Annotated in this window: 26 protein-coding genes; 15 read left to right on the top strand and 11 right to left on the bottom strand. The window is 67.9% G+C overall.

The features are described 5' to 3' along the window. Positions 1 to 19: 19 nt before the first annotated feature. Positions 20 to 793 (top strand): cutinase family protein, encoded by a 774-nt coding sequence (locus ACIBU0_RS38655; RefSeq protein ID WP_398828111.1) that lies wholly within the window; start codon positions 20 to 22, stop codon positions 791 to 793. A 99-nt stretch (positions 794 to 892) separates the two neighbouring features. On the opposite strand, the gene ACIBU0_RS38650 is transcribed toward ACIBU0_RS38655, so the two are convergent. Beyond that, positions 893 to 1,306 carry an SsgA family sporulation/cell division regulator gene (locus ACIBU0_RS38650; protein WP_398828109.1) on the bottom strand — a complete coding sequence of 138 codons (414 nt, stop codon included), beginning with the start codon at positions 1,304 to 1,306 and terminating at the stop codon, positions 893 to 895. 188 nt (positions 1,307 to 1,494) lie between these two features. On the opposite strand from ACIBU0_RS38650, the gene ACIBU0_RS38645 reads away from it, so the two are divergent. After that, entirely contained in the window at positions 1,495 to 3,192 is a 1,698-nt protein-coding gene (locus tag ACIBU0_RS38645; RefSeq protein ID WP_398828107.1) for a sigma-70 family RNA polymerase sigma factor, read from the top strand. 106 nt (positions 3,193 to 3,298) lie between these two features. Here the strand turns inward: ACIBU0_RS38645 and ACIBU0_RS38640 are convergent, their stop codons facing one another. From ACIBU0_RS38640 to ACIBU0_RS38630, 3 genes are all read right to left on the bottom strand, one after another. Beyond that, positions 3,299 to 3,511, bottom strand: a complete 213-nt coding sequence (locus tag ACIBU0_RS38640; protein WP_398828104.1) for a hypothetical protein — start codon at positions 3,509 to 3,511, stop codon at positions 3,299 to 3,301. A gap of 180 nt (positions 3,512 to 3,691) precedes the next feature. Then, complete coding sequence (locus ACIBU0_RS38635) at positions 3,692 to 4,348, bottom strand: hypothetical protein (protein ID WP_398828103.1); 657 nt, start codon at positions 4,346 to 4,348, stop codon at positions 3,692 to 3,694. A 308-nt stretch (positions 4,349 to 4,656) separates the two neighbouring features. Then, positions 4,657 to 4,902: a hypothetical protein gene (locus ACIBU0_RS38630; protein WP_398828101.1), complete on the bottom strand. Its 246-nt coding sequence runs from the start codon at positions 4,900 to 4,902 to the stop codon at positions 4,657 to 4,659. A 670-nt stretch (positions 4,903 to 5,572) separates the two neighbouring features. Between ACIBU0_RS38630 and ACIBU0_RS38625 the strand changes: the two genes are divergently transcribed. Beyond that, positions 5,573 to 5,860: a hypothetical protein gene (locus ACIBU0_RS38625; protein ID WP_398828099.1), complete on the top strand. Its 288-nt coding sequence runs from the start codon at positions 5,573 to 5,575 to the stop codon at positions 5,858 to 5,860. Continuing rightward, entirely contained in the window at positions 5,857 to 6,318 is a 462-nt protein-coding gene (locus ACIBU0_RS38620) for a hypothetical protein (RefSeq protein WP_398828097.1), read from the top strand. Before ACIBU0_RS38625 ends, ACIBU0_RS38620 begins: the two co-directional genes overlap by 4 nt. A gap of 341 nt (positions 6,319 to 6,659) precedes the next feature. Here ACIBU0_RS38620 and ACIBU0_RS38615 read toward each other — a convergent pair whose 3' ends face one another. Then, the gene (locus tag ACIBU0_RS38615) at positions 6,660 to 6,947 is read right to left on the bottom strand and encodes a hypothetical protein (RefSeq protein WP_398828095.1); all 288 of its coding nucleotides are present in this window, start codon (positions 6,945 to 6,947) and stop codon (positions 6,660 to 6,662) included. Positions 6,948 to 7,387: 440 nt separating this feature from the next. Between ACIBU0_RS38615 and ACIBU0_RS38610 the strand changes: the two genes are divergently transcribed. The 4 genes from ACIBU0_RS38610 to ACIBU0_RS38595 are packed head-to-tail and all read left to right on the top strand — an operon-like array spanning position 7,388 to position 9,437. Continuing rightward, positions 7,388 to 7,645, top strand: a complete 258-nt coding sequence (locus ACIBU0_RS38610) for a hypothetical protein (RefSeq protein WP_398828093.1) — start codon at positions 7,388 to 7,390, stop codon at positions 7,643 to 7,645. Continuing rightward, positions 7,620 to 8,153: a DUF6879 family protein gene (locus tag ACIBU0_RS38605; RefSeq protein ID WP_398828091.1), complete on the top strand. Its 534-nt coding sequence runs from the start codon at positions 7,620 to 7,622 to the stop codon at positions 8,151 to 8,153. Before ACIBU0_RS38610 ends, ACIBU0_RS38605 begins: the two co-directional genes overlap by 26 nt. Before the next feature lie 23 nt (positions 8,154 to 8,176). Continuing rightward, positions 8,177 to 9,028: a helix-turn-helix domain-containing protein gene (locus ACIBU0_RS38600; protein ID WP_398828089.1), complete on the top strand. Its 852-nt coding sequence runs from the start codon at positions 8,177 to 8,179 to the stop codon at positions 9,026 to 9,028. Between the two features lie 49 nt (positions 9,029 to 9,077). Further along, positions 9,078 to 9,437 carry a hypothetical protein gene (locus ACIBU0_RS38595; protein WP_398828086.1) on the top strand — a complete coding sequence of 120 codons (360 nt, stop codon included), beginning with the start codon at positions 9,078 to 9,080 and terminating at the stop codon, positions 9,435 to 9,437. Positions 9,438 to 9,624: 187 nt separating this feature from the next. On the opposite strand, the gene ACIBU0_RS38590 is transcribed toward ACIBU0_RS38595, so the two are convergent. Continuing rightward, on the bottom strand, positions 9,625 to 9,828 hold the full coding sequence (locus tag ACIBU0_RS38590) for a DUF397 domain-containing protein (protein WP_398828084.1): 204 nt from the start codon (positions 9,826 to 9,828) through the stop codon (positions 9,625 to 9,627). Next, the gene (locus tag ACIBU0_RS38585) at positions 9,828 to 10,673 is read right to left on the bottom strand and encodes a helix-turn-helix domain-containing protein (protein WP_398828082.1); all 846 of its coding nucleotides are present in this window, start codon (positions 10,671 to 10,673) and stop codon (positions 9,828 to 9,830) included. The genes ACIBU0_RS38590 and ACIBU0_RS38585 overlap by 1 nt, the downstream gene beginning before the upstream one ends. A 218-nt stretch (positions 10,674 to 10,891) precedes the next feature. Between ACIBU0_RS38585 and ACIBU0_RS38580 the strand changes: the two genes are divergently transcribed. Continuing rightward, the gene (locus tag ACIBU0_RS38580) at positions 10,892 to 11,542 is read left to right on the top strand and encodes an ATP-binding protein (protein ID WP_398828360.1); all 651 of its coding nucleotides are present in this window, start codon (positions 10,892 to 10,894) and stop codon (positions 11,540 to 11,542) included. Between the two features lie 56 nt (positions 11,543 to 11,598). Here the strand turns inward: ACIBU0_RS38580 and ACIBU0_RS38575 are convergent, their stop codons facing one another. Next, positions 11,599 to 14,745, bottom strand: coding sequence for a DUF3427 domain-containing protein (locus ACIBU0_RS38575; RefSeq protein ID WP_398828080.1), 3,147 nt, complete (start codon positions 14,743 to 14,745; stop codon positions 11,599 to 11,601). 852 nt (positions 14,746 to 15,597) lie between these two features. Here ACIBU0_RS38575 and ACIBU0_RS38570 point away from each other — a divergent pair. Then, positions 15,598 to 16,398, top strand: a complete 801-nt coding sequence (locus tag ACIBU0_RS38570) for an SDR family NAD(P)-dependent oxidoreductase (protein WP_398828078.1) — start codon at positions 15,598 to 15,600, stop codon at positions 16,396 to 16,398. Between the two features lie 62 nt (positions 16,399 to 16,460). Here ACIBU0_RS38570 and ACIBU0_RS38565 read toward each other — a convergent pair whose 3' ends face one another. From ACIBU0_RS38565 to ACIBU0_RS38555, 3 genes are all read right to left on the bottom strand, one after another. After that, a complete protein-coding gene (locus ACIBU0_RS38565; protein WP_398828076.1) occupies positions 16,461 to 17,474 on the bottom strand; it encodes an SEC-C metal-binding domain-containing protein in 1,014 nt (337 codons plus the stop codon). A 142-nt stretch (positions 17,475 to 17,616) separates the two neighbouring features. Further along, a complete protein-coding gene (locus ACIBU0_RS38560) occupies positions 17,617 to 18,027 on the bottom strand; it encodes a hypothetical protein (RefSeq protein WP_398828074.1) in 411 nt (136 codons plus the stop codon). 36 nt (positions 18,028 to 18,063) lie between these two features. Further along, positions 18,064 to 19,536, bottom strand: coding sequence for a beta-1,6-galactanase (locus tag ACIBU0_RS38555; protein WP_398828071.1), 1,473 nt, complete (start codon positions 19,534 to 19,536; stop codon positions 18,064 to 18,066). A 280-nt stretch (positions 19,537 to 19,816) separates the two neighbouring features. Between ACIBU0_RS38555 and ACIBU0_RS38550 the strand changes: the two genes are divergently transcribed. The 5 genes from ACIBU0_RS38550 (at position 19,817) to ACIBU0_RS38530 (ending at position 25,588) form a co-directional block, all read left to right on the top strand. After that, positions 19,817 to 20,611 carry a class E sortase gene (locus ACIBU0_RS38550; RefSeq protein WP_398828070.1) on the top strand — a complete coding sequence of 265 codons (795 nt, stop codon included), beginning with the start codon at positions 19,817 to 19,819 and terminating at the stop codon, positions 20,609 to 20,611. Positions 20,612 to 20,668: 57 nt separating this feature from the next. Beyond that, positions 20,669 to 23,428 carry a P-loop NTPase fold protein gene (locus tag ACIBU0_RS38545; RefSeq protein WP_398828069.1) on the top strand — a complete coding sequence of 920 codons (2,760 nt, stop codon included), beginning with the start codon at positions 20,669 to 20,671 and terminating at the stop codon, positions 23,426 to 23,428. A 32-nt stretch (positions 23,429 to 23,460) separates the two neighbouring features. Further along, positions 23,461 to 23,772 (top strand): DUF6412 domain-containing protein, encoded by a 312-nt coding sequence (locus ACIBU0_RS38540; RefSeq protein WP_398828066.1) that lies wholly within the window; start codon positions 23,461 to 23,463, stop codon positions 23,770 to 23,772. Positions 23,773 to 23,886: 114 nt separating this feature from the next. After that, positions 23,887 to 24,609, top strand: a complete 723-nt coding sequence (locus ACIBU0_RS38535; RefSeq protein WP_398828064.1) for a YidC/Oxa1 family membrane protein insertase — start codon at positions 23,887 to 23,889, stop codon at positions 24,607 to 24,609. Positions 24,610 to 24,730: 121 nt separating this feature from the next. Next, the gene (locus ACIBU0_RS38530; protein WP_398828061.1) at positions 24,731 to 25,588 is read left to right on the top strand and encodes a fumarylacetoacetate hydrolase family protein; all 858 of its coding nucleotides are present in this window, start codon (positions 24,731 to 24,733) and stop codon (positions 25,586 to 25,588) included. Positions 25,589 to 25,627 lie beyond the last annotated feature (39 nt).

Raw genomic sequence — 25,627 nt, 5'->3', positions numbered from 1 at the left:
TACGGAACGGGGAACACCCATGCCGACGACCAACCGATCCTTCGTGCGCCGCGCCAAGACCGTCGCCCTCACGGCGGCCATGGCGGCCGCCGCCGCCCTCACACCCACCGTCGCGCAGGCCGACGACGCCCCTCGCCACTACTACATCGAGCTCGGCGGCACCGGTTCCGCGCTGCCCGCGCCCGACTGCACCCGGACGTTCGGCTACGCCAACCAGCACCTGGAGCCGGGCGCCGAGGTCGTCCCCGTCTGCTATCCGGCCAGCGCCGGCCCGTGGCTCAACGGCCAGAACCAGGGGCCGGACCTCACCGCGCAGAGCTACGACAGCAGCGTCGCGCAGGGCTACCAGAACCTCCTGGCCGCCGCCGAGGAGACCCACCGCAAGGACCCCGCCGCACGCCTCACGATCGTCGGCTACTCGCAGGGCGCCCAGGCCGCCGACGCCGTACTGGAGACGATCGCGAACGGCGGCACCGGCATCCCGCGCGAACTGGTCGACGGCAAGCTGTACGCCGACCCCAAGCAGCCCGGCACCGGCCTGTGGGCCAAGGTCCCCAAGGGCCTGGGCGCCCTCGGCTTCACCTCCGCGGGCCCCGGCCCCACGGAGTTCCCGGGCGTCCCCGTCGCCCGCTTCTGCATCCGCGGCGACCTGGCCTGCGACGCCACGACGCCCGTGGCCGCCTTCGACTTCTTCCTCACCGATGTGCACGGGCGCTACGTACAGGACGGCAACGTCATGACCAAGACCATCGCCCAGGAGGGCCTCAACGGGGTCTATTGGTATGAGTCCTGACATCCGGTACGAGTCCTGACCTCCGGTACGAGTCCTGACCTCGCCGGAACATGAGGAAGCCCAGGTCGGAACGGATTCCGACCTGGGCTTTCGCCGGTCTCACACCCCGTCGAGCAGCGACATGAGCCCGTGGTCCAGTTCCGGCCCCAGATCCTCTCTCCCCGGTTCGACGACGGCGTACGACCGCTGCAGAAACCGCCGCAGAGAAGCCGTACTGAATCTGATGGCGGCCATGCCGTGCGCCGCGTGGAACTCGATGACCGTACGGGACCGCTCCCACGGCCGTATGCGCACGTCCCCGATCCCGGCTGCCGCCCCCAGCCCCTCCTCCAGCAGCGAGCGGGCGAACGTCCAGGTGACGCCGCTGTCGTCGGCCGACAGCCAGGCCGGGAAGTCGACGTGCACGGCGAAGGGTTCGGCGGCGACGTAGCGCAGGATGGGGCGGATCGGCAGCTCCGGGTAGCCGGGGGTGACGAGGCGGGCGCGGACGGGCTGTTCGAGGGCGAGGCGCATGGTCGGTCTGCTCCGTTGTCGGTTGCTGTGCGCCTTGTCGACTCCGTGACGGGCCTGTCGATTACGGAAAACGGGAGCTCCGAAGCTGTGATCTAGCTCACGCGAACCATTTAGTTGAGTCTTAAGTCATCTACGGTGACAAACTCGTCCGCCCCATCAGTTCAGCAGGCAACTGGAGCGTTGCTGCCATGTCCGACGGTTCTCCCAAGGTGCCTGCCCAGGCGTCACCTCTCGCGTCCGCCACCGCGGCCGGCGGTGCGTCCACCACCGCGTCCACCACCGCCGCGTACGCCCGCATCTACGAGGAGCAGCAACCGCGCCTGGTCGCCTACGCGCGCTCGCTCACCCGGAACAACTCCTGGGCCGCCGAGGACCTGGTGGCCGAGGCGCACTTCCGGGTCTGGCGGCGGCTGTCGTCGGGCCACGAGATCGAGAACGTCCCGGCCTACCTGATGACGACGGTGCGGCACCTGGCCGCGACGGCCGCGGGCGAGGCGCGCGAGACCCCGCACGACCCGCAGACCGCCGAACGGGCAGAGATCGCCGTGCACGCGGAGGACTCTGCGGACCCGGCCGAACAGGTCTCGGAAGTGGACCTGTTGGTGCGGGTGCTGGGCCAGCTGCCCGAACGCTGGGTGCGGGCCCTGTGGCTCGCGGAGGCGGAGGGCCAGCCACTGGAGACGGTCGGGCAGCGCATCGGCGCCAAGCAGGGCGCGACGGCCGTACTCCTGCACCGTGCCCGCGAGGGCATGCGCCAGGCCTTCCTGCGCTCCCAGACCGGCGCCCCCGACGACCCCGCGTGCGAGGTCCACTGGGTGCGCATGCCGGCGTACGTCCGCGGAAACGCGACGCACCGTCAGTCGGCACGCCTGCTCGCCCATGTGGACGCCTGCGACGACTGCCGCGGCCGGCTCGCGGTCCTCATGCGCGCCAACGACCGCCTGCCCGCACTCGTCGGCCCGGCCCTGCTGGTCCTCGCCGTCGGCGGCGCGGGCAAGTTCCTGCTGCCGTGGGTGGCGGGATCCGTCGGCGCCACATCCGCGCTGAGCGGCCAGCTCGGCAACGCACTGCACGCCGCCCGCCAGGCGGTGACCGGCGGCGCGGGCGGCACCGGCGGCGCGAAGGTGCCGGCGGCGATCGCCGCCGGGGCGACGGTCGCGGGCGCGGCCCTCGCGATGATGATCGCCCTCGGCGCGAACGACCTCTCGCCCGCGCCCCCTTCACCGCGGGTGCCGTTGGCGGAGGCACCGGCGGCCTCGCGGCCGTCGGAGGGGCCACCTGGGTCCGCCGGCTCCACTGAATCCAGTGGGTCCACCGGCTCCCCTGGATCGGTTGGGTCCAGTGGATCTGCCGGGGCTTCGGGCGTCGATGTCGCCGGTACGGATACGGCGGTGAGGGGAGTGGTGGCAGCGGGGGAGCCGGTTGCTGCTGCGGAGCCGGTTGCTGTGGCTGAGCCGCCGGGGGAGGAGGGACCAGGTCAGGAGGTACCGGGTCAGGGCGAGCAGCCGTACCCGACCGCTCCAGGGGGAGAGCCGCAGGAACCTGAGCCGCACACCCCGGAGACCGAGGCTCCGGCAACACCGGAACCTTCACCGACGCCGGAGCCGCCGACCCTGACTCCCGTAGCGCCGCCCCCGGTTGAGGAAGACCCGCAGCAACCGGAGGCGCCGGAGCCGCCGGGCGCCCCGGATGCCCCAGAGCTCCCGGAACCCCCGGACAGCCCTACGCCTCCGGAGACGACGGACCCGACACCTGCTCCCGCACCCGCACCCGCACCCGCACCTGCTCCCGCCCCCGATCCTGCTCCCGCCCCCGGTCCTGCTCCCGCCCCCGCTCCGCAGCCGGCACCCGAGCCCCCCGGAGGTGGCTGCGGAAGCGGAGACTGAAGCAGAAAGCCGTGCGGGCAGATCGCCCGCACGGCCTACGCGAAGATCCCGCTGACTCGTCAGTTCCCTGCCCCCGCCCCCGATCCTTTCCCCCTCCCCGGGGTTGTCAGTCGTCCCCGTCCGAGCCGGAACTCGACCCCGACCCCGACCTCGATGTCCGACTCGAACGCGCCAGCCACCTCACCAACTGGCTCAGCCCCAGGGTCACAGCGGCCACCCCCCGCACCCAGCGCGGCCCGCCCCGCTCCGCCCACACGACGCAGATGCACCCGCCGACGACGAGCGCAAGAACGCCGGACAGCACGACAAGCTCGAACATGCTCGTCCCCCTCTTCCTTCACGGTCGGCGCAATCCTCTCAGCCACCGGAACAGGCCCTCGAACCAGATCCTGGAACCAGACCCTCGAACCACATCCGGACTTCCGTGCCAGGTCCGTCGGCAACCTGCTCGACCGAACCGGTGAGAGACGCCCGCTCGGCCCAGGACCATCGGTGATGCTCAGGGACGCTGGGGCATCCGCCAGTACTGCCGCTTCTTCTCGTCCCGTACCACGACGCCGAGCCTCAGCAGCTCCCCGCGCAGTTCCCGGGCATCCTCGGAGTTGGCGTCCTTCCGCGCCGCCGCGCGAGCGCTGAGCAGGGCGTCCGCCCCGACGGGCAGACCGGGCACACCGGGAACCCAGCGCCGGAACTCCTCCCGGTACGGATCCTCGTCCGCCCACCGGTACCCATGCTCGGCGAAGGCGTCGGAAAGCCGCTGCCACGTCAGATGACAGTCCTCCCGCGCGATCTCCATGCCGTCCGGACGGAGCAGTACGAGCTGCTTGCCGTCCCGCACCACGAGGCCGATCTCGGCGCGCCCGAACTCCTGCGGCGTATCCCTGACAGTGAGGACGACGCGGTCGGCCGAGACACTGACCGCCAGCGACTCGTGCACGGCGAGAAACCCGACGAGCAACCCCAGCACCACCCCCACCCCGACGGCGCCGATGGTCCGCCCCGGCTCCGGAATGGAGCTCACCAGCTCGGCCGGCCCCTTCAACGGCGCCCAGGGCAGGGTCACGAGCCAGTCCGCGAGCAGCGGAGCCAGCCCGCCGACCACGGCCCCGCACCCCACCCAGAAGAACACCAGAACCCAGGCAGATTCGGCGATCAAGGTGGCCCCATCACCCTCCCGGGCCCCGACCGGCGCACTGCCCTTCTCGAAAAGATCCCCCGAACCCTTCATGTCCCCCACACCTACGCCCGTCACCGAGCACCGTGACCCGGCATTCCTTCGCCGGTCTGCTGCCGGTGCCGAGTCTGACGCCAAGCCCCAAACCCGGTCATCATCCGTTGGTCTACGGCACCTGCAACTTTGGTTGTCCGCCCCCGAACGAAGACAGAGCTCGGCGCCCGAGTCGGAGACCCGGGCGCCGAGACCCATATCGGCGAGCTATGTCACACAACTCCTGTTGATCAATCTCAGCAGGTGCCGCCGAAATCGGTGACCTGCCCACCGGCATTGCCCTCGCCGTTGAGCGCGTTGCCCAAAAGGCCGTTGAGGATGCCGACCTCGCCGAGGATGTCGATGTTGAAGTCGTGAGACTTGCAGTGACCGCCTTCGTGGCCGTGGCCGTACGAGGGCTGAGCGGTGGCGGTGCCGCTGGCTATGAGGCTGAGGGTCCCGACCATGGCGGCCGCAACAGCGGCCTTCTGAAGCTTGCGCATTTCTCCTCCTTGATTTGAGTAGAGCGCGCACCACCAAAGATCCACTTCGCGCTCATTTCGGAGGTTATGTCGATATCTCCCGCGCCGCTCTTCGGGGCCGCCATCCGGGCCATGAGGCCTCATCAGCTGCCGCCGGCACCCTCCCGGACCAGAACAAGGCCCGGACCAGAACAAAGCCGGGGCCAGGAACAAAGCCGGGGCCAGGAACAAAGCCAGGGCCAGGAACAAAGCCAGGGCCAGGAACAAAGCCAAGGCCGGGTTCGGGCCCACGCCCGGGACCGTGGCCGGAGCCCCGACCAAGGGCGAACAAGACGCGAGAACCAGACGCCCCGATCCCCCTCCCCCCACCCCGGGAAGGCGTGACTGCCACCTGCCATACGATTCCCGGGCCCCAGCGAGTCTTGGCACGGACACCGGCACAGGAGGACGAATGCAACGGCGGAACCCCCATCAACAGCGGTACGCCACCCCTGCATCCCTCCTGGCCCACGCCCTGGCCGCCCCACTCCTCCTCCTGACGGCCTGCGCACCGACCCACGCCCCCAGCCCGATCGGCCCCACCCCCACCACCCCACCACCCTCGCGCCGAACCACCGACGCCCAGACCGAGAAGAAACTCACGGCCCAAGTCGAGTCGGCACTCAAAGCCTTCTCCAGCGAGGGAAGTTCCATGGTCGAGTCAGGCGTGGAACGCGTATCGGACGGCATCCACACCCGACCCACCCTCTCCCCGGGCGCCAGTTACAAGCTGATCGTGGTGTGCGCAGGCACCGGCGCCGCGGAGATCGAGTTCACCCCGGCTGATGCGGGGCCGAAAAGCCCGGTGCCCTGCGACCAGTCAGCAGTGGTCGAACGACTGCTGGCACCGAGGACAAAAGAACCACTCCGCCTTGGTGTCCGGGCCGAGCCGGGGGCAACGGGCATGGTGGCGTGGCAGATCAACAAGGTGGCGCGGTGAGCGGCAGAACCAAGTCACCGACGAGGTGGCGCCGCCGCGCGGCGCTCATAGCCGTTGCGGCCGTCCTCCTCGCCGGAGCCGTCTGGCGTCTCAAGGCCATACGTGACGCAATGCCCCAGGTCACGACCGGCAACGCCCGCTCCTCGGTCCTCGGGACATGGAAGGTGGAGGACCCCTACGGCGGCCAGGTCGAGTTGGCCGCCAACGGACGCTTCTCAGCAGTCGGACTGCCCCTAGATACCGCACCGAGCGCAAGGCTGACCGGCGCGGGAAAGTGGTCACTCGACGACCGCGGAACCTCAGTGATCCTCACGCCGGATCACGCTCCGTCGGACATGAACCCGGACACCTCCATGCCCGTCGTCCGCGCCGACGGCCGCGTGAAGTTGTGCGTCTATTCCAGCTCGCCGGGGGTCTTGTGCGACTTGCTGCTGGGGCGTACTGCAGCGCCGCAGTGACGCAACTGCCCGCAGTGGCCTGGAGCACTGTTTCGAGCCCCAGCCGACAGTGCCCGAAGGCGCGACAGGGTAATCCGGCCGGTCATCAGAACGTCGTGGTTGGCGAACAGTGCATCGAGTTCGAGGCGACGACGGACGTACGCTTACGGCGGGTGGTTGTCACATGTCCTCCTGCGCCCTCGCGCCGTAGAGAATCAGTGCCGGTAGGTGGTGTGGAATTTCCGGACGGGGGTGTGTGGAGCATGAGGTCACCTCGCAATTGGGCACTAGGGAGAGGTAGTTCGCAGCCCGCTGGGCGACGAACGACGACCTGTGCCCGCTGGGAACCACAGGAATCGGCGTTAAGCCGACGCAGGCAAGGTGAGCTGCCGGCGGCCCGCGTCGATCAGCTCGCGTACCGTCTGGGGCCTACACAGATCGCCCTCATAGCGCGGGGGAACCACCCAGTAGGTGCCCGGCGGCTCCCGACGATCGGTGCGCGGGACTCCTAGATACGTGTCGTCGTGCAGACACGGCGCGGCCTCGCCGTAGTCCCAGACAAGGCCGGCATGCCACTGGATGAGGGCGTAATACGTCGGGCCGACGCTGCGGTGGTCGTGGATGACGGGCCCCCGCAGCCAAATCCTCATGATGGAGGCAACCTGCTCTGAGTTCTCGCTGCCGACGGCGGCGTACACGAGCTCACCGGGCATGCGAATGGCAGCGAACAACTTGCCAAGCGGGAGTAAAGCAACGCCTTGCTCTGACCACTCCGAGTGTGCCTGTTGCGGAGCCGGATGCGCCCGAGCCAGCCACTCGGAGATCAGCCTGTTGAGTGCTTGTCCGTCCATCTCTCCTGGCTTCCATGGGGGTCGCTCCTCAGGTCCCTGTGCAGCTCGTGCGAGACCGTGGGGCCAGCTGTCTCGGGCAACGACGCTAGGGCCGCGATGTGCAGCCCAGCCAGCGATGTGCACCAATGTGCGCATGTTCTTTTGAACAGCTACCTGGCTGCTTAGTGCTCTTGACGATGCATCGTCTAACAGCGAGGTTGGTGCACATCAACGCACAGCAACGGTGATGGAAGGTTGCCATGCATCTGAAGTTCGTCGGGATCGACCCGGAGACAGGTAAGAACGGATCACCAACAGCGTGGGTAGACCTGGAGAGCGCGGACATCGTGATCCAGAGCTTCACGGCCGACGACGAGACACGCGCCCAGTGCGTGGAGAACACAGCGCCAGGCCACACCCAGGGAATTCCCGACCATGAGACGGTGATCCGCATCCCCGCACGCCTGATTCCGATGCTGAGGGAGGCATGTGATGTTGCAGAGCGTGCCCAGCTTTGACGAGCTGATGGAGGCAGCGCAGCGCTCCGCAGTGCACCTCGAGATGCGCGACCAGTACGCAGTGGGTGACGAGGCGGACGACTACCACACCTGGCTCCGCACCGGTCAGAGGGACACCGATCCCGCCTCGGAGTACTGGGCGCCCTGGGTCGACATGATCTCTCGTGCGGTTGCCCGCGGGGTTGCCGTACGTCGTGCTCGCATCGTCTCCGAGCCAGTCACTGACTACATCCGGTATGAGCACGCCGGAACCGTTGTGAATGTGCACGCCGGCGAACAGGTGCGATGGCTGCCCCGTCAGCGAGCCGTCGACCTCATGCTGCCGGGCGCCGACCTCTGGATCTTCGACGGGGCGCAGGTCCTCTTCAACCACTTCACCGGCGACGGAGATTGGGCCGATCCAGACATGGAACTGCGAACTGAGCCGGGCATCATCAAGCAGTGCTCGGACGCCTTTGAGGCAATCTGGGAGCGCGCCGTCCCGCACAATGAGTACGAAATCCACTGACAGAAAGCACCGCTGGCCAGCTCATGTCTATATCCCCGTCTTCCTCAGCTCAGGCCGCCCGCGAGAGTGTGGCTCGGCAGCTACGTGATCTGAGGAAAAATGCCGGGCTGACGGTCACCGAGCTGGCCACTCACTGCGGATGGCATCACGCCAAGACATCCCGTATCGAGAACGCGAGGACGCCACCGTCGCCCACAGACATCCGTCTATGGTGCCGCGCTACTGGCGTCCCTGACCAAGCCCTCGACCTGATTGCGGCCTCCCAACACGCAGAGTCGCTCTACCGCGAGTGGCGACAGCGCGTGCGCACAGGTCTGCGGAAGCTGCAAGACAGCTACGTGGAGCTGTACAGGTCGACGAGGCTATTGCGCGTGTACTCCCCAGTCCTGGTACCCGGGCTGCTGCAGACAGAGGGATACGCACGGGCATTGCTGAGCACCAACGCCCGCTTCCTCGGCGTTCCCGACGACGCGGCCGAGGCTGCGGCGGCGCGCGTGCAGCGCTCGCAGGTCATCCACGAGCCCGGGCACCGCTTCGTCATGCTCATCGAAGAAGCGGTGCTCTACTACCAGCTCGGTGACTCGGACGCGATGGCCGCCCAGCTGGGCTATCTGCTGACCGCTGGGGCACTGCCGGCGGTTTCCTTCGGCATCATCCCAATGGCGACACGCGAGCGCGCACTGTGGCCACAGGAGACGTTTGACGTGCACGACGACACGCTCGTATCCATCGAGCTGATGTCCGCGGAAGTCAACATCACGCAGCCCTCTGAGATCGCCCTGTACATCAAGGCGTTCGAGCAACTGCGCAGCATGGCTGTGTACGGGGCTGAGGCGCGGGCGCTGATCGTTAAGGCGATCGAGGCGCTGCAGTGATATCAGCCATCGGTGCCCATGCACATTCGGTAACTGGTGGGAGCGTGAAATGGAAAGACTCCGGCTGGAAGGCAGGGACGCGGTCGGCCAGCGCGATATCCGACAGGAGCTACTCGACGTCTACGCCGAGATCTACAGGAGTCGATCGAGCGAGGATTTCCATAGCGTCGAGAGATTTGACGAGCGGATCGGCTGGAACACTGAAGTACCCGGGTTTGCAGCGATCGTCGCCTACGTCGACGACACTTCTGTCGGCTGTGCGTACGGCTGCACGCTCCAGCCGACGACACGATGGTGGAACGGCCTTCGCACTCCCGTGCCCGACGGCAGCAGCACAGAGACAGGAACACGCACCTTCGCGCTCTCGGAGCTCATGGTCATCGAGAAGGTCCGAGGCACGGGTGGGTAGGCAGATCCACGATGAGTTGCTGCGTGATGGCCTGGAGGAACGGGCCACGCTCCTGGTCGAGCGGGATCATCCTGGTGGAGACCGCCGATAGCCGGTCCTGGCGCTCCATGCCGGCGGACTGGACCAAGATCCCCTTGCGGCCGCGGACATGAGCTGCTGCGCGCCAAACGGCCCGACATCCCAGTGGCTAGCGACCTCTCAAGCCTCGCTGAGTTACAGCGTCTATGAAGTTCCGCCATGCTGGACTTTTGACTACCAAGACAGCTCCACCTTCCCGCTTTGAGTCACGCACCAGGATGCCGCCCTCTATGCAGGTGCACTCCACACATTCAGTCCCACTCCCGCCGCTGTAGGAAGACTTGAACCAATGGTGCGTCGAAGGTCCCGTCATCAGTGCTCCTCACTTATGCGGTGGACAAACTCCGCCGAGGACTCGAGGTCGAGTGCTTGTGCGCTGAGGTACTCGAACGCCAACCTATAACGCTCCAGCTCTCGGCGCTTCTCCATGAAGAGTCCGCCACCCAGCAAGTCCACGTATACAACGTCTAGTTCGGGCGCTGGACCGCGCAGAACGGCGAAGCTACCAACTGCGGCAGCGTGGGCGCCCTTTGAGAACGGCAGCACCTGGACAGTGATGTGCGGTAGTTGAGCCATGGTGTGCAGGTGTCGGAGTTGGTCCTGCATCACGTCGCGACCCCCTACTCTTCGGCGGAGTGCCGCCTCATCGATCACGCACCAAATGTGCGGCGGCTCGTCTCGCCCGAGGAGCTCTTGTCGCTTCATGCGGATGTTGACCATGTGCTGCACTTCCCGCTCCTGGCATTGGACCTCCGAGGCTCGGTGAACAGCCTCGGCGTAGGCCCGGGTTTGGAGTAGCCCTGGGACATACATGCATGCGTAGTGGTCTTCGCGGACGACCTCGTCCTCAAGGGTGAGCATGAGGTTCATGGACTCGGGGATGGGGTCGGCGAGTGACCGCCACCAGCCTTGAATTTTCGCCCCCTTGGCTAGCTCGACCAGTGCGAGGCGCTCCTCGTCGGATGCGTCGTACTCGCGACAAAGGGCGTCCACGGCCGGCCACTTGACCGCCCCTTCCTTGGTCTCGTAGCGGCTCAGCGTTGCCTTCGAGATGCCGACCCGTGCGCCTGCTTCTTCAAGGGTCAGCCCTTTGAGCTCACGTAGGCGGCGTAGATCGGCGCCCAACTGGCGCCTGCGGGTGGTGGGACCAATTGGCATGGTCGGGACCTTTCGTGGCGGACAGCCAGATCGTCTTGCGTCCTTGCACGCGTCTGCAAGGTGGTGTGCGCCGGGGGCGCGCGGTGTGGGGCTGCGCCTCTTCCGGCGCCATCTGAGAGTTTCATTTTGAGAGTTTCAATGCAACTCTCTGTGTGCGAGTCATCGCAGATCGCCCCCATCTCGCAGCAGAGGAGTCGTAGGTGAACTGCTTCGCAGGCATGACAAGGAAGCCCTGGGACCTTCCCTTCGTGGCGGAGCCGGAGGGGTTGGCGGCCCTACGGCGGATCATGCGTCTTCACTTGGGACTTTGGGGGCTTCATGACGTCATCGACGCCGCCGAACTGTGCGTCAGCGAGCTCGCGTCCAACGTCATCAACCATGTGGGCGCGGGAACCCCCGGCACGCTCGCCGTCTCCATGAACGGAAATCGCGTACGGATTGAGGTCCACGACCCCGACAGCCGTGCTCTGCCGACCCTCGTCGAGGCCTCGATGGAGGCTGAGGCCGGCCGGGGAATGGCGCTGGTCAGTGCTGTCGCCGATCGCTGGGGCGTCCAGTCTCATGCCGACCGGAAGGTGACCTGGTGCGAGCTGGCGACGGGGCTGACCTCCCCGAACGACCACGTCGGAGGCGCGCGGGTAGCTCGAGCCGAGGCGATGCTGGGGCTGTACGGAACGGCCCCTTTCCCGCAGTTGGCCCGGCAGAGTCCACTCACCACGGCGGTTGCTGAGGAAGCTGCGATCGACCTGATCGGTGACGTGCTCCATTGGCTGAGAGCACATGGATGCGATGTCGACGAGGCACTCGACCGTGCGCAGATGCACTTTGAGGTGGAGACGTCAGAGAACAAGGATGTTCCGCTCTCGTAGACGAGTCTGGCGGGGGCGTCCAGCCACGCCGAACATGGGCGATCACCGTTGTTCACCTAGCCAGCGGTGATCGCCGAGTACGCCCACACATCTGCGGGGAGTTCGTGCTGAAGCTCCCAAGTGATCGCCATCGGCTTGCTGCCCGTGTGCCCTCGGTACGTGGCTGGGCCTAGAAGCATCCACGGTTCGGACTTGCCGATGCTGTTGCGCTTGTAGCGGCGCAGGAACAATAGGACATGACTGCCTTCACGCGCGTGCCGCCGATAGCGCAGGCCTGTAGCGGAGTTCTCGCCGGTCGCGTTCTGCGACTCCCAGTGGAAGCGGGTGGGGCTGAGCGCGTAGTCCTTGTAACGGACGGTGGGGGAGAAGTCCCGCTCGCTCTTCTCTAGGGTGATCAGCAGGGCATCGGTCTTGATCTCCTCCACCCACCGCACGCCCTGGCCAAAGTCCCTGGGCATCTGACCACCTAGTTGGGCCACTCCGAGAGCGGAAAGTATCTCGGAGCGGTTGTAGGCGCTGTGGATCTTCAAGGGGATGTGGCTGAGCGGGCCTTCCAAGGGGAGGGGGAAGTGGTCGGCTCGGTCAAGGACGTACGTCAGGACCTGCTGCAACTCATCGCGGAACGCTCGCTGTGTGCGAAGTGATGCCAAGCCGTTGCGGTACCCGGCGAAGCCGCCGGCGTTGTCCCACAGGTTGAAGAAGAGCATGCGGGCGTACGCCTGCTCGGTCGGGGACAGGTCGTCGTAGCTGGGGGCGTCGTCTGCGAGGAGCCGCAGATACGCCTGGGCTCGCTCCGGGTCATCGACGTGCAGGAAAGCGTGGACTCGCTTGAGGAGATCTGTTTCGCGGGGCGGTGCTGCCTCGTCGAGGATCCATGCTTTGCGGAGGACCTTGGTCCAGGAGTTGTCGCTCTTGTAGAGCTCTCTGATGTCTCGGCCGCTCTCGCGTAGATAGTCCGCCAACTTGGGCGTGCTGTAGTCCCTGACTTCCTTCGACAGCGTCGTGATCGTGGCCTTGAGCTGCGTGCGGATGTTGTCGAGAACGAGGTCCTTGGATTTGCCCTCAAGGATGATCTGGCACCCGGAGGGGAGCTGGGGAAAGCCGCGCTCGATGTTGTCGACCAGGCGGTTGCGGGAGAGATTGGTCAGGGCCCGGAACTGCTCCTCGAAGCGGAACTCCGCCCGGTGCTGCCCGATGAAGTCGAGAACCGTCAGGACCGGCTTGTTCGGCGTACGGCGCAGCCCACGCCCCAGCTGTTGGAGGAAGACCATCGCGCTGTTCGTTGGCCGCAGAAGCAACAGGGTGTCGACATCGGGGATGTCCAAGCCCTCGTTGAACAGGTCGACTGAGAAGACCACTTGGACCCTGCCGGCCTTGAGATCCTCCAGCGTGCGCTCACGCACCGCAGGAGGAGAGTCGCTGTCGAGTGCCGCTGCCTGAAACCCCGCCTCACGGAAGCACTCGGCCATGAAGTGCGCATGCTTCTTGGTCACGCAGAAGCCAAGAGCGCGCATCGCGGCCGGGTTGGAGAGCTTGTCTCGGACCTGCTTGATGACGATGCGGGCCCGTGCGTGGTCGCCTGTGTAGAGGTTGCCAAGCTGGTCACGGTCGTAGGTGCCCGAACGCCAATTCAAGACGGTGAGGTCCGTGCCGTCCGGAACGCCGAAGTAGTGGAAGGGGCACAGCAGATCGTTTTCCAGGGCTTCCCAAAGCCGAAGCTCGGCGGCAATCCGGCCGTCGAAGAACTCGTCCTGCACATTGCGCCCGTCCATCCGCTCAGGGGTCGCGGTGAGGCCGAGTAGCTCGGTAGGAGTGAAGTGGTCGATGACCCGCCGGTACGTGTCGGCGGTGGCGTGGTGGAACTCGTCGATGACGATGACGTCGAAGTGCCCGGGATCGAGCTGCTCCAGCCGCTGGAGGTTCAGGGACTGGACGCTGGCGAAGACGTGCGTCCACTCGCCGGGTTCCTGACCGCTGTGGAGCAGTTCGCCAAAGGAGGCGTCGTCCAGCACCTCGCGGTAGGTCCGCATGGACTGCTTGAGGATCTCCTTACGATGCGCGACGAACAGCAGCCGTGGGAGCTGTCCGCTGCGCTCGTCGCGCATGGTCCGGTAGTCCAGAGCCGCCATGACCGTTTTGCCGGTGCCGGTCGCCGCGACCAGGAGGTTCCTGCGGCGGCCTCGGATTTCACGCTCGACACGGAGACGCTCCAGCATGTCCTTCTGATGCGGAAGCGGGTGCACTTCGAGCCCGGAGAGACTGATCTTGAGCTCGCCACCTGTTCCGGTGCCGCCCGCCTGAGCCAACGCCGCGGCGAGCCGCTCCCCGTCGAGGTCGGGATCGTACGTCTCGAACGCCGCGTCGGCCCAGTAAGCATCGAAGGTCGCCTCGAACTTGTCGAGCACGCTGGGGGTGGCAACTGACGACAGCCGCACATTCCATTCCAGGCCGTCAAGTAGAGCGGCCTTCGACAGGTTGGAGCTGCCCACGTACGCCGTGTCGAAGCCGGTTTTACGTCTGAACAGCCAGGCCTTGGCATGCAGGCGTGTCGACCGGATCTCATAGTTGACCTTCACCTCGGCACCGAACTCGCGAACCAGCCGATCCAGGGCGTGCCGATCTGTGGCGCCGATGTAGGTCGTCGTGATGACGCGGATCGGAACGCCTCGCTGCTTTGCAGCGCGCAGGGAGTCCTCGAGGACCCGTATGCCGTACCACTTCACAAACGCGCACAACAGGTCGATGCGGTCTGCCGTGGCGAGCTCCGCCCTCAACTCCGCACCAAGACTGGGATCATCCGGGGCGTTGGTGATCAGCGCAGTTTCGGAAAGGGGCGTAAGAGGGCGAATGGCGTAGACGCCGGGTGCCTCCTGCTCTGCGAGGGCGAGCAGTTGCCGCGGACCGTCGGCGACGGCTGAGCTGAGATCGTCCGCATCCGGGTTGGGCGCGTTGGCGGCCAGTGAACGCATGATCTCGTTGGCGACGGCCACCTGTTTTTTGTGAGGCAGTTGACTCAGTCGTCGCCAGACGGCTTCGCCGATGTGCCGGGCAAGCACGTGCGGAGTGGACTCCTCGCTGACCTCGGCGTCGATGGCCTTCCAGCCTGCGCTTTCGAGTTCGCCTATACGATCGCGCAGGTCCTCCGTGATGAGTCGCTCGTAGACGCCTGCGACGGGCTGCTCCAAGTCCCCCAACTCCGCCACGACTGCTCCTTCGATCCCTCATGCGTTGTGAGGCACGAATCATCGCGGCCGATGATCCTTCGCGCCGATTGGATCAGTTCTAACAGTCGCCACTGACATCCGAAGTGTTTACAACCCAAAGTGATCACTTTCAGGCGGTCCTTGTTCGCTGGCCCTTCCGGCGTTGGCGTGTGGGTGGGAAGGGGTGAGTCCCTGTGCGCTCAAGTCGTTGACCGGCTTGGTCGTGTGGGCGGCATTCATTAGCACTGTTGGGGCCGCCCGCTTCTTTGGCAGTGTCGTGCTTCCGCGAGCCGCGTCAAGGGCGCTTCACTCCGCTGCGCTGCGTTCCGCGTCGGCTGCGCCGATGGCCCTTCGGGCCACCCTTGACCCGGCCCGCTCCAGCACGGGGGAGAAGCGAGCGGGCGGCCCGGAGAGGCGGGTGGCTCAGGTTGGTGGGGGTGGGTCGGCTGGGTGGTTGGGCGGGGTTGAGGGCGCGCTCGCGTCTCGGGGGCACGCCGAGTCGGTTAAGCGGCGTGCGGTGGATGGGTGGGCGCCGGCGAGGGGTGGGGGCACGCCGGGTGGGGTTGGGCGGCCGGCCGACCGTTGAGGGTGGGGCGGTGGGGTTCGGCAGTGGTCTGGCGAGGTGCAAGACCGATCCCACCGTCTATCGGCCGACCGCTGAGACCGAGCGGCCATGGTGCGTCGCTGTGCCGCCGACATCACCGGCTCATGACTCATCACCCTGCTCAGCCGCCCGGTCAGGGGCGTGCCGGCGGCGGGCGTCGGTCGTGCGTGGCCTCGCGTGGTCGTAGGCCACGAGCCCTCCCCGGCGCGGCCAACTCCTCATCACCCGGCGAAGCTATGTTGTGCGCCATGACGCAGATCATCGATGGTGACGACCAGCCCACCCAACCGCTGACCGGCAAGGTCGTCGTCGTGACCGGCGCCGCCCGAGGTCAAGGCGCCGCCGAGGCCCGGGCGTTGGAACAGGCCGGGGCCGAAGTCGTCGCCACCGACGTACGGCCGGACGGCGGCAACTGCCGTCGCCTGGACGTGGCCAGCGAAACGGACTGGGCCGCCCTCGCCGTCGAGCTGCGTGAGACGTACGGCCACATCCACGGCCTGGTCAACAACGCCGGCGTCATCCAGCGCGACCGCCTCGGCGAGGTCCGCCCCGAGGACTTCGCTCACGTCCACGCGGTGAACGCGACCGGGCCGCTGCTCGGGATCCAGTACCTCTCCCCGCTGATGCCGCCCGGGTCGGCCATCGTCAATGTCGGGTCGTCCGCCGCGCTCACCGGCTACTACCCCGTGGCGTACACCGCCAGCAAGTGGGCCCTGCGCGGGGTGTCCAAGATCGCGGCGATGGAGCTGGGGCCGCGGGGTGTTCGTGTCAACACCGTTCACCCCGGATACATCGAGACGGAGATGACCGCCGCTGCCAGCCCAGCCTTCAGGGAGACGACCATCCGTGAGACCCCTCTGGGCCGTAGCGGCACCGTCGACGACATCGCGCCGCTGGTCGTCTTTCTCCTCTCCGACGCCTCCTCCTTCATCACGGGAGCGGAGATTCCCGTGGACGGAGGCCTCACCGCGCACGGCGGCGTGAAGTCCATCTCGGATGCGGTGAGGCCGAGTGCGCCCGTCGTGTCCGGTATGTCGGACATGGAGTGAGGGGGGAGGGGAGGAAGGGGGCTGCGGCGGGCTGCTCCGTCCCGCGCCCCCACCCCGCCGCCCTACTGCACCCCGTGGCACTCTCCGTAAGCCCGCCCCGAACCGCACCAACAACCTGCCCCCCGCTGCGGCGGCCAAGCCACAGCCCGTCCCCGTGCCGCCAGCGTCGTCGCGTACTGCGGCAGCAGGGTCGCGTCCTCCGGGGACGCCCCCTCCGATGCCGCGAAGGCCTCGTACGACGGGACCGTGCCCGTCACGATGCCCAGGTTCGGGGTGCCGGAGGCGGACAGCTCCCGTAGGGAGCCCTCTATTGTCGCCAGGTGCTGGTCGTGGGAGGGGTACTCCAGCGCGAGGGACGGATACGCGGCTACCAGTTCCGTCAGCTCGGTCGTCGTCCAGTGCAGTACCGCCACCGGGAAGGGGCGGGACAGGGCCTCTCGATACGCGCCCAGTTCCGCCCGCAGCCTCGAGATCTCCGCCTCGAGTTCCGCCGGGTTGTCCGAGCCCAGCGACCACACGCGCTTGGGGTCGTGGAGTTCGTCCAGGGAGACCGGCATCGAGTGGAGGGTGTCGGCCAGGGCGTCCCACTCGTCGTGGGGTGCGCCCAGCATGCGCCGGACCCTGTGGCGGCCGAAGAGCAGCGGGTGGGTGGAGTACGGCGGCTCAGGGACGTCCGTCAGCAGGAGCCGGGCTCCCTCCGTGAAGGTCTCCTGCGCCTGCTCCAGCTCGTCGTGTGCCTCCAGGGCCTCCGCGACGATCACCCAGGGGGCCGGGTCCCTCGGGGCGGCGGCGCGGACGCCGTCGATGATGGCTCTGGCCTCCGCCTCGTGGCCGTACTCCCACAGGTTCGACGCCTTGAGGGCTCGTACCAGGTACGGGTTGTCCAAGGTGGCGGAGGAGGAGAGCAGGCGGTCGTAGAGGGCGGTCGCGGCGGGGCGGTCGCCGGACAGTTCCAGGTGGGCCGCGGCCCTCAGGAACAGGGCCTCGGCGTCCTCGGGGTAGAGGCCGGCGGTTCGCTCCAGGCGTGCCGCCTCGGCGGTGTGGTCGACGTTTTCGGCAGGCGTGTCGGGGCGCATGGGGGACACCGTACTGCCCACGGCTGACCGAGGAGAGAGCAGTGGGGAGAAGAGGGCGCGGATTTTGGCGCACATATCGGCGCGGATATTGGCGCAGATATTGCCTGGTCGAGGGCGTCATCAAGGCGCGCCGGCGGTGTCCTCACGTCCTTGCCAGGCACAGCAGCACGAGAAAGGGGACCGGGATCAGTGTCGCCGTCGCCAGCCACCTGCGGGGGCCGTCGTCGGGGCGGCGGAGGGGGCGCAGGACATCCACCGCCATCAGCGCGGCCAGCAGCATCGCCCCGGTCACTGCCAGCAGGAACATCATCACGGGCGCGTGATCGAGCGTGTGGTAGTCGCAGTTCGACAGTTCCGGTCGGGCTGCGAAGGCGTCGCAGTCCGAGGGCAGGTAGTCGGTCAGCAGCCAGTACGTCAGGTAGAGCGGGATGATCGCGGGCACCCCGAGGGCCAGGTTCGCCAGCGCGGGCGCCAGCAGGCCGGGCCGGCGCCCGCGCTCATCCTCTTCCGCTTGTACTTCCTGTACTTCCGCCTGTCCGGCTGATTCCGCCATGTGCCCGAGGACGTTCCCGGTCTGCCCCCGGTTGCGTCAGATCACCACTCCGTCGATCTGCAGCGTCTGCACCGCCTTCGCCGCGAACGGCACCGCCACCGACTTCCCGCTCAGGAACCGGTCCGAGTACGCCTTGTACTTGTCCCCGCCCGTCGTCACCGTGTTCCAGCGCGGGACCAGGCCGCCGGAGCCGCCGGACACCGTCGTGAAGCGGGACAGGTCGAAGGTGAAGGTCTGGGCGGAGGTACTCGTGTTCACGGCGACGATCACCAGGCGGCGGGCCGACGCGTCGTAGGCCGCCGCCGCGTAGCTGACGCCGGTGTCGAGGATCCGCATGCCCGGGCGGATGTGGCGGCTGAACTGCGCCAGGACGTAGTGCTTGGTCTGCACGGTCGTCGGCTGGAGGGTGTTCGCGTCGTAGGCGATCATCGCCCAGCCCGTCGTCGGGTCCATGACCTGCCAGTAGCACCAGGCCGTCGGATGCAGCCAGCGGAAGTCGTAGCAGAGGTTGGAGGCCAGGGTGAGGCCCGTGCCGTCGCCGTCGCCCGTCTCGGAGTTCCAGAGCTTCTTGCCGGAGGTCGTGACCACGTCCGTGTAGAGGAGGTCGCGGCGGCCGCCCGAGCCCTGGTATCCGTGCACGTTCACCTGGCTGACCAGGGCCTTGGTGGAGGAGTTGAAGGACGACCAGGTCGAGCGGGCCGTGTCGTAGTTCGTCTCGTCCGACGCCGAGATACGGATGCCCGTCAGGCCGCGCTTGTCCAACTCGCTGCGCATGTACGGGAGTACGGCCGCCTGGACCGCCGGGTCCATGTGGCAGCCCTCCTGGGTGCCGGTGGCGGTCCACCAGGTGGAGGCCGGCTCGTTGAAGGGGTCGACCGTCGCGAAGTTCACGCCCCAGTTGTTCTTGGCGTAGAGGGCCGTGGCCGCCAGGTGGGAGGCGTGCTGGCGGTAGTTCCAGGTCTGGAGGTTGTTGCCGCCGTCCGCCGCGCCGGACGGGTTGTGGTTGTTGCACATCCACCACATCGGGGAGTTGGCGAACAGCTCCGTCGTCGCGCCCCGCTGCGTCGCCTTCACCAGCATCGCGCGCTGGTTGGCGTCCGCCGTCCATTTCCAGGCCGAGGAGGCGGGGTCCTCGTTGTTCCAGTCCTGCCAGAAGCCCTCGATCTGCTTGAAGGCGGGGATGTTGGGCGACTTGACCATCGACTCGCCGTTCACCGCGTTCCAGCTGCAGGCGCCGAGGTTGTAGCGGGCGATGTTGAGGCCGAGGCCGGGCAGGGTCGTGCCGTTGTAGGTCACCGACTTGGTGGTGAAGAAGAGGTCGGCGAAGTCGTCCCGGGCGCCGAACACGTTGGCCCACCAGGCGAGGGAGGTGCCCCAGCCCTCCCAGGTGCCGTACGACGTGCCGGGGTTGACGGCGATCGTCGCGTCCGCGTGTGCGGTGCCCGTCGCCAGGGCGCTGCCGAAGAGTGCGCCGCCCGTTGCCGCCAGCAGAGTTCTGCGTCGGATCATGACTTCTCCGCTTCGATCATCTTTGATCAACGGCCGGTCAACGGCCGGCCAACGGTCGATCGTCGAACCGGCGTCGTGGCCCTGTCCCGTTCATGCCGACAGGAAGCATCGGGTGTGGCGTATGAGGTTGTCGAGAGTTCCGACATCCCTTTCTCAAACCTGTGGAGGAAGTGTTCGGGGTACCGGACGCCCACGGGTCACGCAGCGGGCGCGCATGGGTCTGGAGACCTCGCGCGGCGGCCCCTATCGTGCGGGCGGCCCCGGCGAAGGAGGCTCACGGATGGTGCGGGTTCGCGTCGTGCAGCACGGCGGTCTCCGGCGGCGTGCCCTGCGGCGGCGGGTGCTGTGGGGTGGCGGGGAGGTGCTCGTCACCCTGGGGGTCGTGCTTCTGCTGCTGGTGGTTCATCAGGTGTGGTGGACCAACCGGGAGGCCAGGGAGGGCGCCGAGCGGGAGGTCCGGGCGCTGGAGCGGGCGTGGGACGGCTCGGGCGGCGACTCCCGTACGGCCGTACCGGCGGCGTCGGCCCCGCCCGCGCCCGCGTCCGCGTCCGACGGCTCACCGGAACCCGAGCGGTCCGACGGCACCCGGCGCGAGCCGGCCGCCGCCCCCTCACCCGACTGGTCCCGGGCCTACGCCATCCTCACCATCCCCCGCCTCCACCTCCGTGTCCCCGTCGCCGAGGGCGTCAGCAAGAGCGGCGTCCTCGACAAGGGCTACGCCGGCCACTACCCGGGCACCCAACAGCCGGGCCAGGCAGGCAACTTCGCCCTCGCCGGGCACCGCAACACCCACGGCGAGCCCTTCCGGTACATCAACCGGCTCGCGCCCGGGGACACCGTCCGGGTCGAGACGCGGCGCGCGACGTACACGTACGCCGTCGACCGGACACTGCCGCAGACCGCCGCGCATGACGGGAGCGTCATCAGGCCGATCCCGCGTTCCTCCGTCAAGCGGGGCTACGGCTACACGGACCCCGGCTACTACCTCACCCTCACCACCTGCACGCCGGAGTACACGTCGAGGTACCGGCTGGTGGTGTGGGCCAAGCTGGCTTCGATGCGGCCCCGGACCTAGCGTGCGAGTGCGGTCTGCCTGGACACTTCTTGCCCGGAATCCATGGGGGAGGCACGTGTGGCGCAGCGTCTTGGGGCGGATCTTCACGGGGTGGTCGAGGACGCGCTGGTGCTCGTCGGGGCTCCCGAACCGGATGGATCCGCGTCCACCAAGATGCTCGGCAGCGGCTTCTTCGTGGCTCCCGGCCTGCTGATCACATGTGCCCACGTGGTAGCGAGTCGTTCTCCGGACGGCGATCCGGCAGGTGGTCGAGTGCGGCTGTCCTTCCGCGGGGGTGAGGCGGTCGGTGTCGTGGAATGGGCCAGTCCGCGAGGCCCGTCAGGACAGCAGGTGGGGCTCTGGCCCCTCCCCGACCTGGCGGTTGTCCGTGTCACCGACACGGTCGACCATGCCTGTGCCCGGCTTTCCGAGCGTCCGCCGGAGCCGGGCGACTCCCTGTGGGGGTACGGATTCACGGTGTTCGAGAACGAGGCCCGGGCCTGGACCGGAACCCTCACGTATCAGGGAAGGATCGGCGACGCTCTACGCATCGGTGGTGACGCGATACCGATGGGCTCGTCCGGAGGACCCCTCGTGGATCCCGCGGGCGCCGGCGTGTGCGCTGTCTTGAAGTCGCGCACCGGGGCAGGCGCCAGAGACGGCGGGCTCGCGGTGCCCCTCACGGTCCTGCGCGACACTGTGGACGAGCAAGCCGCCTCCCTCTTCCAGGAGATCTGGGAGAAACATGACGCCTACCACCTGAACCGGCTCGCCGGACCCGCGTCGGCGGCGAGAACACGAGGATGGCGGTCCTACGGCTCCGCGACCTCCGCCGGCCCCGGGCGACGCACTCTGGCCGGGCTGGGCAGTGACCGGCCCAGCAAGGTCGATCTGCTGGGTAACGAGGGCGAGGTGGAGATGCTCGCCATGCTCGTCACCGCGTTGACCACCACGCCACCCCTGGCCATCGCGTTGCTGGGGGAGTGGGGGTCAGGCAAGTCGAGCACCATGGAACAGATGCGGGCCCACGTGGCGGCGATGACCGAACGCGTGCGCCGCCAGAAGGAGTTGCAGTCGGCGTTCGCGGTCAACGTACGCCAGGTGCGTTTCAACGCCTGGCACTATGCCGAGGACCACCTGTGGACCGGCCTCGTCGACCACCTCTTTCGAGAGCTCGCGACGGATCCGGCCGAGGAGCAGCCGCCCACGGTGCCGATGGCGGACGTGCACCGGCGTCGTGACCGGCTGCGGCGCGAGCTGGAGCAGGCGCGATCGGACGCCGAACGTCTGCAGGCAGCCGTGGACGCGGCCGAGGAGGCGGTACCGAGCGGGCGGGCGGCGGCCGTGGGCGATCCGATGAGAGGGCCACGGCTGCTGTGGACCGAGGCGGGCACTCTCCTGCGTTCCGCATGGTCGAACCGTCGTGTGGTTCTGGTTTGGATCGCAGTGCTCGTCTCTGCGGTCGTCGTCTGGGGCGTGGCGGGTTCCTGGATCGCGGCTGCCGTTCCGTTGGCTCTGGGAGCCGGTGCCGCCGTCCAGCCGTTCCTGCGCAGGGCACGGAGCGCGTACACGGCGCTTCAGCAGATGGCTGAGTCGGCCGGGAAGCGACTCGACCGGGATCTGCAAGAGGCCAATGACCGCGTGGCCGCGACGGCCGATCGGCTCGCCCAGACCGATGCCGCCGTACGACTGTCCGAGTTTCTTCGGCGGCGCAACGAAGAACCCTCCCCGTATGAGCCGTATCGCAGCCTGCTGAGTCAGGTGCGCCGTGATCTGGAGCAGCTGGAAGCCGATCTCGGTCAGGCACATCAGGAATGGCTGGAGCGTACGGAGCCCGGCACGGGGACGCCGCCCCCGCTCCAACGGGTCATCCTCTACATCGACGATCTTGACCGGTGCTCGCCGCAGCGCGTGGTGGACGTCCTGGCGGCCGTGCATCTGATCCTCGCTCTGGAACTGTTCGTGGTGGTCGTCGCGGTGGATCCGAAATGGCTGATCAAGGCCCTGCGCGTGCACCATCAGGAATTCTTCGGACCCGGTGCACGGGGGGAGGCGGCCGTGAGTGAGGGCACGGGCCCGCTCGACTACCTCGACAAGATCTTCCAGGTGCCCTTCACCCTGTCCCGCCCCGGCGAGGCCGCCACCGCCCGCTATCTCCGCTCCCTCCTGGGGCCGACCAGCCACGGCACCGACACCGAACCGGCGGCCCGCGCCGAAGAGACCGCTGCCCCCCAAGGCACCCCAGGAGGGACGGCCGGGCACGTTTTCGCCCCGTCGGTCGAACCGCCTGCCGCGGAGGAGCGGCCCACGGTGTTCCTCCCGGAACTGCGGGACCTTCGCCCCGACACCCTTCGGCTCCACCGGACCGAGACGGAGTTCATGGCCTCCCTCGGCACGCTTCTGCCCACACCGCGCGCCGCGAAGAAGCTGGTGAACCTCTACCGACTGGCCAGGATCAGCATCTCCGACGGCGACCGCGATGCCTTTGTGGCCACCGAGCATCAGGCTCTGCAGATTCTCTTGGCGGTGCTCGTCGGCTCGCCCGCCGCCTCGCAGCAGATCTTCACCGCCCTGGCCGATGCGGCCGGAGATGCGGACGTACGAGCCGTGTTGAGTTCCCTCCTGGAGAGCGAGGGCACGGGTGTGGTGGCGGACTCATGCCGAAGGACCGTTGCGGTGCTGGATCAGATCGCGCTGCGCAGGGGGCTGACGGTCTCGGCCAAGAGCTTCCAGTCATGGGTCCCCCTGGTCGCGCGGTTCAGTTTCCACACCGGCGCATGGGGCGACGGGACGAGCACTCGGGTCGAGGAACCCGTGCGCGGGTCGGGTACGTTGTGACATGCAGACACGCAGATGAGGGAGGGGCGCCGATGATCCGGAGCTGGGCGAGTCTGCGTCCCGCTGCCGTGATGGTGGTGCTCTTCCTCGAAATCGTGCTGCTCGACACCGGCAGCCTCTCCGCGGCCGTCGCGCTCGCCGCGACCGCCGCCGCGGGTTCCGCGTTCGCCGTCTGCTCCCTGCTCGCCTCGCGCGCCGCGCCCGCCGTGGCACCCACCAGGGTGCGTACGGCCATCCGTGACCGGGCCCGCCGTACGGCCTTCCTGCCCCAACGCGACCCCGACGCCTCGGGCCGGCCACGGCCCAGGGCACCCGGTCGCGCCCTCCCGGCGACCGTCGCGTAGGGCACCCGCACCGCACCAGGGGTCGGCCTGCCCTCGCCCGGTTCGTCATGCCGCCATGTCTGTTTCCGACATGTCCCACTCCGGCACGACGAGACCCTCGGAGGGCTCACATCCATGTCCGTTTTCGCTGACCTCGTTCAGCAGCTCGCCGACCTGCTCCACCCGCTGTTCGGCGCCGGTGCGGCCGCCGCCGCGATCGTCCTGTTCACCGCGTTCGTACGGCTGCTCGTGCATCCGCTGTCCCGGGCGGCCGCGCGCGGGCAGAAGGCGCGGGCCGAGCTTCAGCCGAGGATCGCCGAGCTGAGGAAGAAGCACGGCGAGAACCCCGAGAAGCTCCAGCGGGCCGTACTGGAGCTGCACGCCGAGGAAAAGGTGTCGCCGCTGTCCGGGTGTCTGCCCAGCCTGTTCCAGCTGCCCGCGTTCTTCCTGCTCTACCACCTGTTCTCGAACACGACGATCGGCGGCGAGGCCAACGAACTGCTCACCCACCAGCTGTTCGCCGCACCTCTCGGCGACCGCTGGGCGGACGCCCTCGGCGACGGGGGCGTCTTCGGGGGCGCGGGGCTCGTGTACGTCGGGTTGTTCGTGGTCGTCGCCGGGGTCGCCGCGTTCAACTACCGCCGTACGAAGCGGATGATGGCCGCGAATCCGGCGGTGCCGGTGACCGACCAGGGGGCGGTGCCGGGGATGGGAGCCATGGGGGCCGTGAACAAGGTCGTGCCGTTCATGTCCTTCTTCACGCTCTTCACCGTGGCGGTGGTGCCCCTGGCGGCCGCGCTGTACGTGGTGACCAGCACGACCTGGAGTGCGGTGGAGCGGGCCGTGCTCTACCGCTAGGTGCTTACGGTCCAGTACGTGAACCGGGTATTGCGGACCGGCCGTGGACCTTGGAGGATCGACCAGTCCTCCGATGGCTGCACACGTCGGCGGGCGCCCGCGATCGAGGGAGATTGTGATCATGAAGCTGCTGCGAGTCGGTACGGCGGGAGCGGAGACGCCTGCGCTGCTCGACGCCGAGGGGGTTCTGCGGGACCTGTCCGGTGTCGTGCCGGACATCGACGGGGCGCTGCTTGCCGATGATGCCGCACTGGAGCGGATCCGTACGGCCGCGGACGCCGGGGAACTGCCCGCCCTGGACGCCGCGGGGCTCCGGGTCGGGCCGCCGCTCGCACGGATCGGCAAGATCGTCTGCATCGGGCTGAACTACCACGACCACGCCCGCGAGACCGGTGCCGAGCCGCCCGCCGAGCCGGTCATCTTCTTCAAGGCCGCGGACACGGTCGTCGGCCCGTACGACACGGTGCTGGTCCCCCGTAAATCGACGAAGACCGACTGGGAGGTCGAGCTCGCGGTCGTCATCGGGCGTACGGCCCGGTATCTGGACTCGGCCGAGGAGGCGCTCGCGCATGTCGCCGGGTACGCGGTGGCGCACGACGTGTCCGAGCGGGAGTTCCAGATCGAGCGCGGCGGGACCTGGGACAAGGGGAAGAACTGCGAGACGTTCAATCCGCTCGGGCCCTGGCTCGTGACGGCGGACGAGGTGCCGGATCCGCAGGACCTGTCGCTGAAGCTGTGGGTCAACGGTGAGCTGAAGCAGGACGGGACCACGGCTGAGCAGATCTTCTCGGTGGCGGAGGTCGTGCGGTACGTCAGCCAGTTCATGACGCTGTATCCCGGTGACGTCATCAACACCGGGACGCCGGCGGGGGTGGCTCTGGGGGAGCCTGAGCCGAAGCCGTTCCTGCGGGCGGGTGATGTGGTCGAGCTCGAGATCGAGGGGCTCGGTCGTCAGCGGCAGGAGTTCAAGGACGCGTAGGCGCTCCACTGGGAGAGCCGGGGAACTGCGGGTGGTTCG

The sequence above is a fragment of the Streptomyces sp. NPDC049627 genome, from assembly GCF_044465645.1.
In the GTDB taxonomy this organism is placed as follows: domain Bacteria; phylum Actinomycetota; class Actinomycetes; order Streptomycetales; family Streptomycetaceae; genus Streptomyces.
Note: the sequence above shows the minus strand (reverse complement) of the source record. Positions and strands in the feature narration are given on the sequence as shown.